At 50.5% G+C, this 15147-nt stretch carries 10 protein-coding genes and 2 pseudogenes; 4 read left to right on the forward strand and 8 right to left on the reverse strand.

The features are described 5' to 3' along the window. Nucleotides 1-61 precede the first annotated feature (61 nt). Together ET464_RS09950 and ET464_RS09955 are read right to left on the reverse strand one after the other, a co-directional pair. A pseudogene (locus ET464_RS09950) lies at nucleotides 62-1164 on the reverse strand (rhamnogalacturonan acetylesterase). 180 nt (nucleotides 1165-1344) lie between these two features. Next, nucleotides 1345-1971 (reverse strand): FMN-dependent NADH-azoreductase, encoded by a 627-nt coding sequence (locus ET464_RS09955; protein WP_129440505.1) that lies wholly within the window; start codon nucleotides 1969-1971, stop codon nucleotides 1345-1347. A gap of 509 nt (nucleotides 1972-2480) precedes the next feature. Between ET464_RS09955 and ET464_RS09960 the strand changes: the two are divergent. Continuing rightward, a pseudogene (locus ET464_RS09960) lies at nucleotides 2481-3268 on the forward strand (lipoate--protein ligase family protein). A 171-nt stretch (nucleotides 3269-3439) separates the two neighbouring features. Continuing rightward, on the forward strand, nucleotides 3440-3817 hold the full coding sequence (locus ET464_RS09965) for a hypothetical protein (RefSeq protein WP_129440506.1): 378 nt from the start codon (nucleotides 3440-3442) through the stop codon (nucleotides 3815-3817). A 142-nt stretch (nucleotides 3818-3959) separates the two neighbouring features. On the opposite strand, the gene ET464_RS09970 is transcribed toward ET464_RS09965, so the two are convergent. Further along, nucleotides 3960-4868: a LysR family transcriptional regulator gene (locus tag ET464_RS09970; protein WP_129440508.1), complete on the reverse strand. Its 909-nt coding sequence runs from the start codon at nucleotides 4866-4868 to the stop codon at nucleotides 3960-3962. 112 nt (nucleotides 4869-4980) lie between these two features. Between ET464_RS09970 and ET464_RS09975 the strand changes: the two genes are divergently transcribed. Then, nucleotides 4981-5403, forward strand: a complete 423-nt coding sequence (locus tag ET464_RS09975; RefSeq protein ID WP_244226485.1) for a CidA/LrgA family protein — start codon at nucleotides 4981-4983, stop codon at nucleotides 5401-5403. A gap of 4 nt (nucleotides 5404-5407) precedes the next feature. Then, nucleotides 5408-6088: an LrgB family protein gene (locus ET464_RS09980; protein WP_129440510.1), complete on the forward strand. Its 681-nt coding sequence runs from the start codon at nucleotides 5408-5410 to the stop codon at nucleotides 6086-6088. Between the two features lie 116 nt (nucleotides 6089-6204). Here ET464_RS09980 and odhB read toward each other — a convergent pair whose 3' ends face one another. The 5 genes from odhB to ET464_RS10005 all read right to left on the reverse strand — a co-directional run bounded on the left by odhB (nucleotide 6205) and on the right by ET464_RS10005 (nucleotide 15147). Continuing rightward, entirely contained in the window at nucleotides 6205-7440 is a 1236-nt protein-coding gene (gene odhB / locus ET464_RS09985; RefSeq protein ID WP_129440512.1) for a 2-oxoglutarate dehydrogenase complex dihydrolipoyllysine-residue succinyltransferase, read from the reverse strand. Continuing rightward, a complete protein-coding gene (locus tag ET464_RS09990) occupies nucleotides 7433-10276 on the reverse strand; it encodes a 2-oxoglutarate dehydrogenase E1 component (RefSeq protein WP_129440515.1) in 2844 nt (947 codons plus the stop codon). The genes odhB and ET464_RS09990 overlap by 8 nt, the downstream gene beginning before the upstream one ends. Nucleotides 10277-10695: 419 nt before the next feature. Continuing rightward, nucleotides 10696-12165 carry a leucyl aminopeptidase gene (locus ET464_RS09995; protein ID WP_244226486.1) on the reverse strand — a complete coding sequence of 490 codons (1470 nt, stop codon included), beginning with the start codon at nucleotides 12163-12165 and terminating at the stop codon, nucleotides 10696-10698. Nucleotides 12166-12213: 48 nt separating this feature from the next. Then, entirely contained in the window at nucleotides 12214-13596 is a 1383-nt protein-coding gene (locus ET464_RS10000) for an ATP-binding protein (RefSeq protein WP_129444258.1), read from the reverse strand. A gap of 186 nt (nucleotides 13597-13782) precedes the next feature. After that, the gene (locus ET464_RS10005; RefSeq protein WP_129440517.1) at nucleotides 13783-15147 is read right to left on the reverse strand and encodes an anti-sigma factor domain-containing protein; all 1365 of its coding nucleotides are present in this window, start codon (nucleotides 15145-15147) and stop codon (nucleotides 13783-13785) included.

The following is a 15147-nucleotide window of genomic DNA, read 5'->3' on the forward strand; positions in this document are numbered from 1 at the left end:
TAGCTGATTTCGGCGGCAGGAATCATAGATTTTGTGTAAACGAATTTGGATTATCCTCAGGTCAGATCCGGACAGACAGATAAAGCGGCTCCAGCGGCAGTTCCCGTATCCCCTCCGCAACCAGCTGGGCGATCCGGATCGCCCCAAGTTCCTGGAAATGCGTATCGTCCTGAGCTCCTTCCGGAAAATGGACAAATTCGCCCGGATACGCCCACATGAACAGCGACTTGGATGTCTCATCCCCAGCTGTTCGTACAGTTCTGCACTTTTGCCTGCCAGATCAATGAGCGGCACGTCCTTCTCCAGCGCCAGCTCCTTCATCGCAATACTATAATCGCCATGCGTATCCATCACATGGCCTTGGTCGTTAAACTTGCGCCGCTGCACAGGCGTAAGGAGGACGGGGATTGCTCCTCTCGCCCGCGCTTCTTCGATATATCTATTTAGATGCTCCTTATATGTCGTAAATGGAAGCGTAGCGCGTTCTTCGTCCTTCTTTTCGTCGTTATGCCCAAACTGGATAAACAAATAGTCGCCGGGTTTCATCCGCTCCAGAATCGGCTGCAGCCGGCCTTCGCCGATAAAGCTTTTGGAGCTGCGGCCGGATTTTGCCTCATTGGCGACAGCAACGTCGGCATTCAAGTAGAGCGGCAGCATTTGACCCCAGCCGGCATAAGGGAATACGTCCTGATCGCAGACGGTCGAATCGCCGGCCAAAAATAAGGTGGAAGCTTGCGGCGCTTCCTTTATTTCAATCGCATTTACACGGGGAGCCTTGCCGGAAAATGTTAACCGCAGCTTGCCGTCATTTACATGAACCGCAAAGCTGCGGACGATGTATTGTCCTGCCGGCGCTTCCGCTTCATAAACCGCCAACCGGCCCGGGCCGGTTCGAATCGTGGTGGAAGCCGGCGCGATCGCATCTCCCATCGTTACCGCCGCCGTATAGTTGCCATTAGGAACGTTAACGATAAACGATGCATGAACCGGAATGCAAAACGATCGGCGCAGCTTGTCCGCATGCTGGCGCTCACGGGCATTAACCGTCCCGCTGCCGTCAAAGCCGTATCCTGTCTGTTCCGTATAATAGGTATCCGGCTGTACCTTTACAAAGCCCTGTTCGGGTTCCCCTAATCCAAAATCAAATTTCAAAGGGCTGTTCATCACAGCTTGCCGCCTCCTTCTGGACATCTGTTCGCGTTATATCCAAATGCTTATTCTCATTGTGAGACGCAATCAGCCGCCTGCCTATTCAAAAATACGGGGATGTTGTTTAAAAAACAGACAAAAAAAGCTCCGCCGTTTGTTTTAAACGGCGGAGCTTTTATCAGTAGAAGAAATGGATTAGAACTTGGAAGCAACTTCAGCAGCGCGTTTCAGGCCGTCTGCAATAATTTGTTGCGAACGGGATTGATCCGCGTTGTGTCCTTCAATAACAACTTCTTCGGTTTGGGTAATGCCCCAGAAGCCGATTGTTGCTTGAACCAGTTTGAGGGCGTGTTCGATCGAATCCATAGGAGGAACCGAATATACGCCGCCGCGTGCAGTAAGCAATGCGACTTTTTTGTTGCCGGCAAGACCAACTGGGCCTTCAGCCGTGTATTTGAACGTTTTGCCTGCTTGGGACAGATAAGACAAGTAAGTGATCAGCGGAGCAGGAACAGTGAAGTTCCAGAGCGGGAACGCCAGAACAACTTTTTCTGCTGCCAGGAATTGATCCAGGTACCCGTTCGCAAGATCAGCTGCTTGTTTCTCTTCCGCTGTCAGATCCCAGCCTTGGCTTTGTTTGTACAAAGCTGTAATCGTTGTGTTGCCGTAGTAAGGAAGGTTCAGTGCGAACAAATCCAATTCCGTTACTTCGTCTTGAGGATGAGCTTCTTTGTACGTTTTCAGGAACTCTTCGTACAATTTTACGCTGACCGCTTGATCAGCAGGACGGTCGTTTGCTTTAACGAATAATACTTTTGCCACAATTATTCCCTCCGCTAACTATATGATGGTTTGAGCTGAATTTAACTGAGTAACATAATTCACAGTTAATCCCAAAAAAAGTTACAGTGTTAACTGCAATTGCTCTTGTCACATTATAGACTGGCATTCGCCTAAAATGCAAGTCTATTTTTTCAAATGACAACATACGTTTTGGCGGCTGGACGATGAAACAGGGCGGGATACCGGTTATCATTGTTGCTCATACCAATGCGCACAATTATCCTCGAGCTTATTGTGCGACCTTGCCGGGGACATTAAACAGCAGGAGTGTCGTTAAATGTTGTTAGATAAGCTGCTATTGCCCGGGCAATGAAAATGATGAGAAAAACACGAAAACGATTGGCCATGCGATGAAGCGCCGGCCTAGTTCATAACAACGTTCAGATGTTATAATGGGAAAGATAACCGTATGTTAACACGGCCACAAGGAAAGGATATATCCGAATATGAACAGGAATGAATCGGCGGCAGCTGTTTATTTTCCCGAAATGCTGCTCCTTGACCGGACCGAATCGCCTTACCAGGGAGATCCGCTTGAGCCGTTTGCGCTTGACGAGCTGTTATGCCGTGAAACCGGCCAAGGCGGCCCGGCTATATGCCATTTATGGCGACATCCCGCTGCATTTATTATGGGGCTTCGCGACAGCAGGCTTCCTTTTGCGGCAGAAAGCGCGCAGCGGCTTGAAGCTGCAGGCTGGCATACAGCTGTTCGCAATTCGGGGGAGCGGCGGTGCCGCTGGACCCGGGAGTCGTCAATATTTCACTTATTATGCCCAAACAGGATAAAACCGATTACCGCAACGATTTTGAGCGGATGTACCAGTTAATCAACGAATCGCTGGCACAGACGAAGAAAACCGTTCTGAAAGGTGAAGTAACCGGATCTTATTGTCCCGGTGATTATGATTTAAGCATAAGCGGATATAAGTTTTGCGGCATCGCGCAAAGAAGGCAAACCAATGCTTTCATCATTCAAGCATTTATTATTGCAGAAGGCTCCGGCAGCCAGCGCGCCAAGCTTGTCCGTTCTTTCTATGATGAAGCGGCCGTTGGAGCCGAAAGCGGCGCTTACCCGCTTGTGGAGACGGACAGCATGGCCAGTCTGGAGGAGCTTGCAGGAATAGGCTGGCCTGATTTGGTCCAAGCCGTTCGGGAAACAGTACGCGCAGGGCAGACGCCGGAAGGGATGGCGCAGGCGGCAAGCCGGCTTGTTATGCCCGATGAACAAGCTGTACGGCAAATGATTGCGGAGTTGCGTAAAAGATATACATTTTGACTATAATAGAGCTGGAGAACCAGTTGACACCGTTAACTGTATCCATTAATATTACAGTACATAACGAATGACCCCATTCGTTCTTCTTTTCAATCAAATGTATAGATTTTTGTTACAGTTCAACTGCACTGTGGAATAATCGATACGAATACAGTAAGGCGGTGGATGAATATGAACAGCTACGAAATCGGCGATTGGGTACATGGAAGATCGGCAGAAGGAGAATGGATATCCGGTTTTTTGGAAGCATCGGATGCCGGGCAGCATATCGCTAAAGTGCGGGTCGTGCAATCGGATAATGAACGAGCGGTCGGCAAGCTGGCTGCTGTACGCTACAACTGGATTAAAGCGTTGCCTGTGTATGAGGATTTAAACGCAGTTCAGCTGCACAGCCTGATTGACATCGCTTTGGCTGCCAAAGACGAAGCTTGGTTTTATGAGCTGGCGGGCCGTTTAGAAAACACGTCCGGCCAGTCCGGCGAACGCCGCAGCACAGAACCTGCCCCTTTTATCCTTAACCGGCTTGGCACTTATCGCAGCCAGATGTAAGCCTCACAACTCCGATTTTATATTTCTATAATGTTGTACTAAGCTTCCATTAAGGTTTGGCCCCTATAATCAGATTCAACCCCAATGTTATATATAGCAATGCCTTGGACCCGCAGAGATGCGGGTCACTTTTTTTATGGCATTATAAATCGCCCGTCTCCCCGCTGCTGCGGCTGAATTTCTGCTCAATAAATGCAATCCAAGCCCGCGAAGCATGCGACAAATAACCTTCTTTGCGCCAAGCCATTGCCGGCTGCCACGGAATAACCGGCCTTGCAAGCGGCACGGCCTTCACCTTCCCCGGATCAAAAGAACGGCATATCGTCTCCGGCAGCATTGTAATGCCCAGATTAGCCGCAGCCATCTCGCGTAGAAAATCCCACTGCGAGCTTTCATAAACAATACGCGGCATAAAACCTGCTTGCTCACAAGCAGCAATAATCCGGTCATGCAGCGCAAATCCGCTTGCAAACAGCAGAAATGGCTCCTCTGCAAGCTCCTCCAATGCAAGTTGTTCTTTGGCAGCCAGCCGATGGCCGGGGTGCATAGCCACCATCACTTGTTCCTGCACAAGCGGAATAACATGATAACTGTCCGGGTCAACCGGAAGAAGCACCACGCCAACATCAAGGCTTCCTTCACCAAGCCATTCCTCAATTTTTTTGGCGCCTTCCTCCACCATTTGAACGGCAATGCCGGGATAACGTTCCTGGAACTGCTTCATGACGACGGGAAAAAAGTTCGCTCCGGTCATCGGCGGCAAGCCGATGCGAATGCTTCCTTTGCGCAAAGAGCTTAAATCATGCAGCTCTGTCATCAGATCGTCAAACAGCTGTAAAATCGGCTGGGCATACCGGACAATCGTTTCGCCGGTATCCGTAAGTTTGACTTGTTTGCTGTCGCGGTTGAATACTTCCAGGCTCAGTTCGTTTTCAAGCCCTTTAATCATTTTGCTGATGGACGGCTGCGTAATGTGCAGCGCCTGCGCTGCCTTCGTAAAGCTATTATGCCGCATAATTTCCGTTATATATTGCAAATGACGTATCTCCACAAACAGACCTCCATCTATAACCGAACGGAATGTAAACCATACTGTAAATTCATTTTACCTATGAAAAAGAATGCTGTACACTTGAATTCGAAAAGAAAGGAGCCGTCCGCTCATGAAATCAGTCATCCTGCCTTGGCCCATTAGGCAATTGCGTCTGCTTACGCTAACCGTTCTGCAAGTTGCCGCGATTTTTATTCTTTCAAAAATCGCGGACGCCATTGTGTTATGGCTCCATTTGCCCGTCCCGGGAAGCATCGTCGGAATCGGACTATTGTTTGCTCTGCTAAAGCTTCGGATTATCCGCTTATCCTGGATTGATCTGGGGGCCAAATGGTTAATTGCCGAAATGCTGCTTTTTTTTATTCCGTCCACGGTTGGCATCGTTAATTATGAAAGCTTAATTCAAACCAGCGGCCTGCGGCTTGCTTTTATTATTGTAGCAAGTACGATGGCTGTCATGTTATGTACCGGCTTTGCTGCCCAATGGATCAGCCGCAAACGGCCGGTTACGGATCCTGAAGGAAAGAAGGCTTAACCCGATGTTTGCATCTGTATTTTGGCTATTGTTTACGATCATCGTGTACGGGGCAGCGAAGAAGATATACCGCAAATATCCGAAAATATACTTAACTCCGCTGCTGATCACACCCATTATCGTTATTGCCTCCATCAAAAGCTGCGGCGTATCGTTTGCAACGTATAACAGCGGTTCGCATCTGCTCACCGATATGGTTGAACCGGCAACCATCGCGCTTGCGGTGACTTTATACAAACACCTCGATATTTTGCGCAAATACGCGCTGGTCATTAGCGTCAGCGTCACATGCGGCGCATTGGCTGCATTCATAACGTCAGCCGGCTTTACCGAGCTGCTGGGTCTTAACAGCGAGCTTGTAGAAAGCCTCGCTCCGCGTTCGGCCACAACGCCAATTGCGCTTTCCATCTCCCATATGATTGGCGGTCTGCCGACGATTACAGCCGTTTCAACGCTTGTAACCGGCATTACCGGCATGATCATCGGCCCGCTGGTAATCAAATGGTGCCGGTTCCGCAGCCCGGTAGCCCGCGGCGTTTTATTCGGAACAAGCGCGCATTCGGCCGGCATCAGCAAAGCGTTTGAGTACAGTCAGGCTACAGGCTCCGTTGCCGGCATCGCCATGATGCTTACCGCATTCGTAACGTTATGTGCAGCTCCGCTCCTTATCAGCCTGTTTACCTGAACGGATACCGTTTCTTCTGAACGCTGGCCATGCTGCCAGCTCACCGCCAAACAATAAAGGCTCGTGAAAGGATATGTCCCCTTTCACGAGCCTTATTTAATGCAAGATATCAACAATTAGCCTTCAAGCAGCAGCGATTCCGGATCTTCCAGCATTTCCTTTACGGTTACGAGGAAACGAACCGCTTCTGCGCCGTCGACGATTCGGTGATCATACGACAAGGCGATGTACATCATCGGACGGTTTTCCATCCGTTCTTGGTCGATGGCAACCGGACGCCACTGAATTTTGTGCATGCCCAAAATACCAACCTGAGGCGCATTCAAAATCGGCGTCGACAGAAGCGAACCAAATGTACCGCCGTTCGTAATCGTAAAGCTGCCGCCGCTCAAGTCGGACAAAGCAAGCGAGTTCGAACGCGCTTTTTTCGCCAGATCGCTGATCGAACGCTCGATCTCCGCAAAGCTTAAGCGGTCTGCGTCACGAACGACCGGTACTACAAGGCCTTCTTTGGCGGATACGGCAATACCGATATCATAAAATTTCTTAACGAGCAAATCTTCGCCGTCAATTTCTGCATTCAGCAGCGGGAACTGCTTCAAAGCGCCAACGACAGCTTTCGTGAAGAAGGACATAAAACCTAGTCCTACTTCATGTTTTTCCGTAAATGATTGTTTGCGGCGTTTGCGGATATCCATAATCGCTGTCATGTCCACTTCGTTAAACGTCGTCAGCATCGCAGCTGTATGCTGTGCTTCTACGAGGCGTTTCGCGATGGTTGCACGGCGGCGGGACATTTTTTGGCGGTCAACCGGCTTGCCTCCCGTGGGTGCCGGCGCTGCTGGAGCAGGGGCCGGAGCTTTAGGCGCTGCAGGAGCTGGTGCTTGTCCAGCTGCACGTACGTCGCTTGCCAGCACAGTGCCGGCTGTGTTTTTGAGCTGCGCCAGATCGATGCCTTGCTCGCGTGCCGCTTTGCGGGCAGCCGGAGAAGCAATCACATCGGGGCTGCTTGCAGCCGGTACGGACGGCGCAGGAGCAGCTGCCGGCGCAGACGGCTGAGCCGCCGCCGGTACGGCAGGCGTTTCTGCAGGAGCGGCTGCCGGAGCCGCTCCGCCTGCAGATGCACCGATCGTGCCGATGACTTCGCCAACATTAACGTTGTCGCCTTCTTGTTTTAAAATGCTGGCGATTACGCCGCTTTCTTCCGAGCTGATTTCAATATTGACTTTATCCGTTTCCAGTTCCAGCAGAACGTCGCCTTGGTTTACCGAGTCACCCGGTTTAACAAGCCATTTGGAAATCGAACCTTCTGTAATCGACTCTCCCAGGCTTGGTACGATAATATCAGACATTTGCTTTAACCCCCTTGACGTATGCTTCACCGTTTAATGCTGTGTTAATGATCCATTTTTGTTCAACGCTATGCTCGTCAGCCGAACCTACTGCCGGACTGGAACGATCCGGACGGCCGATATAACGGACAGCCGCTTTTTTAGGCGCAAGCTCGCGCAGGCGCGGTTCCATATACGTCCAGGCGCCCATATTTTTAGGCTCTTCTTGTACCCATACAATTTCTTCCACATTTTTGTAACGGTCGAATACCGCTTTTATTTCATTTTGCGGCAGCGGATAAAGCTGTTCGACGCGGATGATGTGCAGCCATTCCGTTCCTTCTGCCGGCAGCGCTTCTTCCAGATCAAGCGCAATCCGTCCTGAGCACAAAACGATACGTTTCACTTCTTTTTCCTCTGCGCCGAGTCCAGGCTGAGCCACGATCGGCTGGAATGACGAGCCTTCGCCAAACGCCGCTGCCGGCGAAGCCGCACGCGGGTTGCGGAGCAAGCTTTTTGGCGTCATCAGAATAAGCGGACGAGCGTGTTCGGTGCCTAGCTGAGCCGCCTGTCTTCTGAGCAGGTGGAAATATTGCGCTGAGCTCGACAGGTTAGCGACAGTCCAGTTATTCTCTGCGCACATTTGCAAATACCGTTCCAGACGAGCGCTGGAGTGCTCCGGCCCTTGGCCTTCAAACCCATGCGGCAGCAATACGACAAGGTTCGATTTTTGTCCCCATTTCGATTCGCCTGCAGCAATAAACTGGTCGAAAATGCTTTGCGCCATGTTGGCAAAGTCGCCGAACTGCGCTTCCCACATCACAAGTGTTTCAGGCGAAAATACGTTATAGCCGTATTCAAATCCCAAAACGGCCGTTTCCGTGAGCGGGCTGTTATGGATCGCAAACGAAGCTTTCGCTTGCGGAATAGCATGCAGCGGCGAAAATTTCTCGCCAGTAATTTGATCGTTCAAGATCACATGGCGGTGAGAGAATGTGCCGCGTTCCGAATCTTGGCCGGTTAAGCGGATTGGCGTGCCGTCTGCCAGAATCGTTGCAAAAGCAAGCGTCTCGCCAAGGCCCCAGTCAACCTTCTCGCCTTCGTTCAGCATCGTGCCGCGGCGCTGCAAAATACGGGCCAGCTTCGGATATTCCGTAAATCCTTCCGGACGGTTCAGCAGCGCCTGATTGATTTCATTCAGGCGTTCAAGCGGTACGCCTGTGACAGCCTGCAGCTCCGAAATCATGCGCGGAACATGCGTGTGATGCCCTTGCGCCGCTTCTTCGCGCATTTGCTCGTAAGCCTGCTGAAGCTGATTTGCCGATTGCCGTTTCATTTCGGCTACCTGCTGTTCCGTAACCGCCTTTTGGCTAACCAGCGTGTTGGCATAAAGAGCCGCAACGGTAGGATGCTTGCGGACTTTGCTGTAAACAAGCGGCTGCGTGCCTTCAGGGTCATCCCCTTCGTTATGGCCGTGACGACGGTAGCCGATCATGTCGATGACAAAATCTTTTTTGAATTGCTTCCGGTATTCATAGGCAATCCGAATAGCTTGGATGCACGCATCCGGGTCATCCGCGTTAACGTGGATAATCGGAATATCGAAACCTTTTGCCACATCGCTGGAATACATGGTGGAACGGGAATCCTCGGAATTGGTCGTAAAGCCGATCCGGTTATTCGTAATAATATGAATCGTCCCGCCGTTCGTATAGCCGCGCAGATTGTTGAAGTTGAGCGTTTCCGTTACAACGCCTTCGCCAGGGAAAGCTGCGTCGCCGTGGACGGTAATCGCAATCGCTTTGCTGACATCCTGCTTTGGAAAACCAGGCTGCGAGCGGTCTTCCTGCGCTGCGCGCGTAAAGCCCTCTACAACCGGATCCACCACTTCCAGGTGGCTTGGGTTGTTGGCGAGCGTGATGGTTGCTTTGGTCTCGCCGCTATCCGTTATGTTATACACTGCGCCTTGATGGTATTTCACGTCGCCGGACATCCCGAAGTTGGCGTCCAGTTCGCTTGGATCTGTTATATCAAGAGGCGGATGATAAAATTCGCCTAGTATTTTGGCGTATGGCTTTTTCAGCACATGCGCAAGCACGCTGAGCCGCCCGCGGTGAGCCATGCCGACCAGTATGTTTTCGGCCCCGTCCTGAATGGATAAACGGATAATCTCGTCCATGGCCGGAACGAGCATATCCACGCCTTCGATAGAGAAGCGTTTTTGGCCGGCAAACGTTTTATGCAAGTAGTTCTCAAACTGCTCGACTTGAATAAGGCGGTCCAGCACTTCAGTCCGTTCTGCCGCAGTTAACACTTGAGATTCGGCGGAAGTTTCAGCATGTTGATTAAGCCAATGAAGCTCCGATTCATCTTGAATATGTGAAAATTCATATGCAGTCTTGTTCGTATAAATTTCCGTAAGCCGCTCGACGGCTTGCAGGCCGTTCGTAATGTTAAGCGGCGCATTCTCCCAAATAAGCGATGCAGGCATAGCCGCCAGATCCTGTTTGGTTAAGCCGTAAGTAGCCGGATCGATTTTGGCAGTCGTGCGCTTCTCATCCAAAGGATAAATATCCGCCGCCAAATGTCCGTATCTGCGAATATTTAATACCAAATGATGCGCTTCCATTACTTTTTTCAGCGCTGCCGGATCATTTGGCACGGAAGGCGCTTTGGAGCCTGCTGCAGCATTCGCAAAATCTGCCGGAGGAGCGCCCCATGTCGCAAAAAGCTCACGGAATGTCGAATTGACTGAATCCGGATCTGCTAGATATTGTTCATATTGCTCTTGCACATAGCCAAGATTGGGACCATAATAGCTGCTCCAAGGGGAATCGTGCCAATCATCGGTGTTCATTGCTGAAGACCTCCACTCTCATCTTGAGAAACTTGTTAGACCATCTTTATTGTAATGAAAACGTTACCTTGCTTCAACTTCCATTATTCTTGTTCTTCAGTTGTAGTAACTTCTTCTGCTAATTCACTAAGGGTAAACATTCGTTTTGCTCTCGTTTCTTTGCGTTTTCTCCGTTTCTAACCCTTTTAAGGAAAAAAATAATCTCAATTTGAGAATGAAACTATCTGAAGGCAGCATAATAGCTATTTCGCTCTTGAATTACTCATTTAATCAATATCAATTTCAGATTGAATGTATATCGACTCAGCATCAAATGAAAACCCCTTCACAGATAGTATATCCATGAAAGGGTTATTGGTTATCATAATCATAGAATAGTTTTTAATTTTTCAGCAGCAGCTCAGCGAGGGTGCGAACCATCACGCCGGTAGCCCTTTTGGCTCCCAGCCGCGTCCTTTTTCGACAAAAGCCGTACCTGCAATATCAAGGTGAACCCACGGCAGCCCTTCGGCAAATTCTCCGATAAATAAACCGCCCATAATCGCTCCTGCATAACGCCAGCCGCTGTTGCGCAGATCAGCCGCCGAGCTCTTCAGCTCTTTGCGGTATTCCGGATACGCCGGAAATGCCCAAATGCGCTCACCGGCTGCTTGGCCTGCTTCGATCACCGCCTGCTGCAGCTTCTCATCATTCGCGACGGTGCCGGAAACATGATCCCCTAGTGTGCTTACAACCGCGCCGGTTAACGTTGCAACATCCACGATGCGGTTAGCTCCCCGGCGGATTGCGGTCGTCAGACCGTCTGCCAGCACAATGCGCCCTTCTGCGTCGGTGTTCGTTACCTCAACCGTCAAGCCGTTCATCATGCGAATAATATCGCCCGGCTTGTACGCACGGTGGGAAGGCATATTCTCAGCCGCCGGAATAACGGCGATGACGTTAATCTCCGGCTTCAGCTCTCCGATAATTTGCATGGCTCCCAGTACCGCAGCAGCGCCGCCCATATCGGAAATCATTTCTTCCATACCCGGTCCCCGCTTCAGGGAGATTCCCCCGGTATCAAACGTAACCCCTTTACCGACCAATCCCCATACGTCGCTTCTGTCCGGCGCGCCTTCGTAATGAATGACGATCATCCGCGGTTCGTTCACGCTGCCGCGGCCGACGGCCAGCAAGCCGCCCATCCCCTGATCAGCCGCGCTCCATTCATCAACAACTTCGATATCAAAATCATAATCGCGTGCCAAATCTTCGGCATAAGATGCCAGCCTCTCCGGTGTCAGCTCATTGCCCGGCATATTGGTCAAGTCACGGGCGTAGCATACCCCTTGCGCGAATATACCGCCGCGCTGCAAGCCAGAGGTCCACGCCCGGACAGTCTCCTCGTCCGCTTCAGGCAACAGGAACAGCTGCACAGAGGCAAGCTCATGCCGGAACGCTTCTTCCCGCTTCAACGGCAGCCAGTCGTGCAGCGCAAGCGTCAGCCCTTCCGCCAAAGCTTGGCCAGCCGCCCTTCCGTCAAACTGCGCTGCCAATTCGCGGCTAAGCTCTACTTTTGCTGTGCGCGCTTTGATCCGCTTTAACGCCTTCGCAGCGGCTGCAGCCGCCAGGCGGAGCTGGCCGGCATCGCCTTGGCCCGAGAGGCCGGCAAATAAAATATAGCTTGCGGGCATAAGCCCGTAAGTCGGATATACTTCCGTCTGCCCCGTTTCGCCTTTAAACAGCTCGCCCGCCGCTGCCAGCTGAAGCGCTTGAGCGATCTGCGCCGGAAGGCCTGCTCCCGCAGGCTGCTGCAGCTCTTGCGCGCTCACAAAGCGGACAACTGCGTCGCTTTGCTGATTGCCCGTTTGTGCAGCGCCATATGTAAATTGAATAGTCAATTGTTCCATCCTCTCTCTTTGCAAACATCAAAATCAACACTTCAAAATATTACGCTTTTACTCGGCCAAAGGCAAATAAATGATAAATGAAGTGCCTGCATCGATTTCGCTGTTTACGCGCACGGTGCCGTTATGGTTGCGGATAATCCGGTAGCTGACGGACAACCCGAGCCCCGTGCCGGACTGCTTCGTTGTAAAAAAAGGATCAAACAGCCGGTTAAGCGTCGAGCGGTCCATCCCCTTCCCGTTATCCCTGATCGTCAATTCCACATAACGGCCGTCTTCCCGGGTAATCAAATCAATAAGCCCCCGCCGCTCGCCGCGCACTTCCTCAATGGCATCAAGCGCGTTTTTGACAATGTTCAGGATGACCTGTTTCATTTGTTTCACATCGACGGAAACTTTAAGCTCCTTCTCGGAACTGTACGACTCCAGATTGATTTGGCAATTGCGCATTAAAGCTTCGCTTTCAGTCAGCAAAGCAACTTCCTTAATCAGCTCGTTGATCGGGATAATTTGTTTCATTGGAGCCGAAGGTTTGGAGGAGTTGAGAAATTCGTAGATGATGTCGTTTGCGCGGTCAATTTCCGCCAGGATGATACGGAAATATTCCTCTTTGCCCACTTGAAATAAATAAGGCTTCAACAGCTGAATAAATCCCCGTATGGAGGTGAGAGGGTTGCGGATTTCATGGGCAATACCTGCTGATATGCGTCCCAATATCGCCAGTTTGTCATTTTGAAGCGCGGTTTGCTCGATCTTTTTATATTCCGATACATCTTTGACGCTAATGAGCAGGTCGCCTTCGAGTTCATCCCCGTACGTCACGGTAACCAGCAGATGGCGCCCTTCCCTGTCCTGGATCTCATAATAAGTGTTGTGCCTTTGATGAATTTCTTTGTACAGCTTTAATATAAGCCGCCGTTTCGAACGATCCAGCTTCTTATGGGATAATATTTCGGTAAAATTGCAGCCGATTAGCGTCCGTCGCGGCACATCAAGCAGCCTGGCCATCTGCAAATTGACAAAAGACAATATACCGTCGCTGTCAAACAGCGCGATGCCGCTGTCCATATGCTGCAGTATATTTTCATATTTGCTTTTGACCATTTCAAAAGACCGGTTGGAACGGTACAGCATTTCCCTCATTTCGGAAAACTTCTGGTCCATCTGCTCGCCCGGCTCCCGGTGAAGGCGGTGCGCAACCATAACTTCAATTAAAAAATAAACGGAACGGTTATACAGCTTCAGCGCTTCTTCCGTTTCCACATTGGCAATAAGCGTCCGCATACACTCTTCATGCAGCGCAATCAGATCCTCCGGATCAGCACCTTGCAATTGTTTGCCAATCATTCTGGCCTGCTGTAAGGAGGATTCCTTGCCGTGTCGGATATAACCGGCAAGCGCAGGAAAATAATAATTCTTTTGAATCGCCTGCATCATTTAGACCTCCGGTAAGCATTATAAATATTTCCAATGATTTACTTAATCATAGTAATAATATTTAACAAGTGTCAACCAGAGATAATGTCGAATTACTATGTTTTTATTCCTATTTTGACATATTTCTAAAAGGGCTTTAAGACTAAACCCCTACTTTTCATATATTGCACTAGACCATATTTATTACGAGGCATGCGAAAATAATGGATTCGTTCTCCAGATTTTACTTGTCTCATTCCATTTCGATCCGATTTGATTTTTTTCGCCAGCAGGTTTTTCGCTATAAGGACGCTGCTGACTTTGAACCGTATTTTTGCCGGCTTGCTTTCCTCTTTGGCCAAATTTGCCGGATTCCGTATTGGGCTTCAGCTTCTTGATGCCCGGCCTTAAGTGTTCCGTTTCGTTCCGGCCTTTCTTAGGTTTGTCTTCTTTCTGGCTCCGGTCCGGCTTTACAGGGGCCGTAACTTTTATCCTTCCCGGGCTGTCCGGCTTAACCGATTCGCTCCATTGCCAAGAATGCGAAGATTGCGCCTTGTCTGAGTATCCTTTATCCGTATAAGCCGGTGCTGGCTCCGCCGGGCTTGCCGGCTTGCGCGGCACTGCAAGTACCGGGGCTGAAGCCTGCGGCATGGAAGGTCGAGAATGCGCTGCGGGCTTTTGCGTCATCGCAGGCTTTTGCGAAGGAGCGGGTGCAGCGGAAGGTTTGGGATCGGCGTTATCGCCGGATGCTTGCGCCGTCTTCGCCTTTCTTTCCTTTTCAACCAGCTGTTTAAGCCCGTTTTTGCTCGCTTGCGACGAATCTTTGGCCACGATAGCGGGAACGCCCCCGATTTCTTTCGTAACCTGATCAATCGATTCGTGCTTCAGCTGCTCCATGCCGATATCGTATCCTTCTTCTTTCGCCATCAAATAAACGGCCATTTTCCCTGAGGAAATGCCATTCTGTGCGGCTTCTTCCCGCAGCTCCTTCGGCGCGCTGAGCAACGTTACATCGGCGGAAGCATTCGCCGGCAGCTTGGCAAGCGAATCGGAAACCATCCGGTTAACGATAGAGGTAATGTCATTCTCCAGCTTATCGGATCGGTTGTCGCCGTCACGCAGCAACACACTTGTAATGACAATATCTTTTCGTTCAGTTTTAATATAATTTAAGGCAACAATATGATTCATCAAATCGGATACAACCTGGCCGACAGGGTCCCCTTCAAACGAAATGCCTTCAATCACTTTTTGGCCGTCATCGTTAAACGCTTTTAGTTCTCTTACCTTTTGCTGGTCATCTACGCCAAGCTCAATGCTCGGGTTCACATCGACGCTCAAATAAGCGACTACCGGATGCGGGCGCTGTACAAACAAGATCAAAGGGATTAAAAACAGCAGCACTGCTGCCGCTGCGCCGGTATACCAATACCGGTAGCGTACCGCCGTGTTTGCCGCCGCAGGGATGAATGCCACCTCTTCGCCAATCTGAGGCAAGCCTTCACGAACGGCCTTGATGAACTGGCCATCGGCAGTCATGATAACCATATGCCGTTTTCCGATTTCCAT

Origin of the sequence: Paenibacillus protaetiae (assembly GCF_004135365.1) — a bacterium.
Classification (GTDB): Bacteria; Bacillota; Bacilli; order Paenibacillales; family Paenibacillaceae; genus Paenibacillus_AP; species Paenibacillus_AP protaetiae.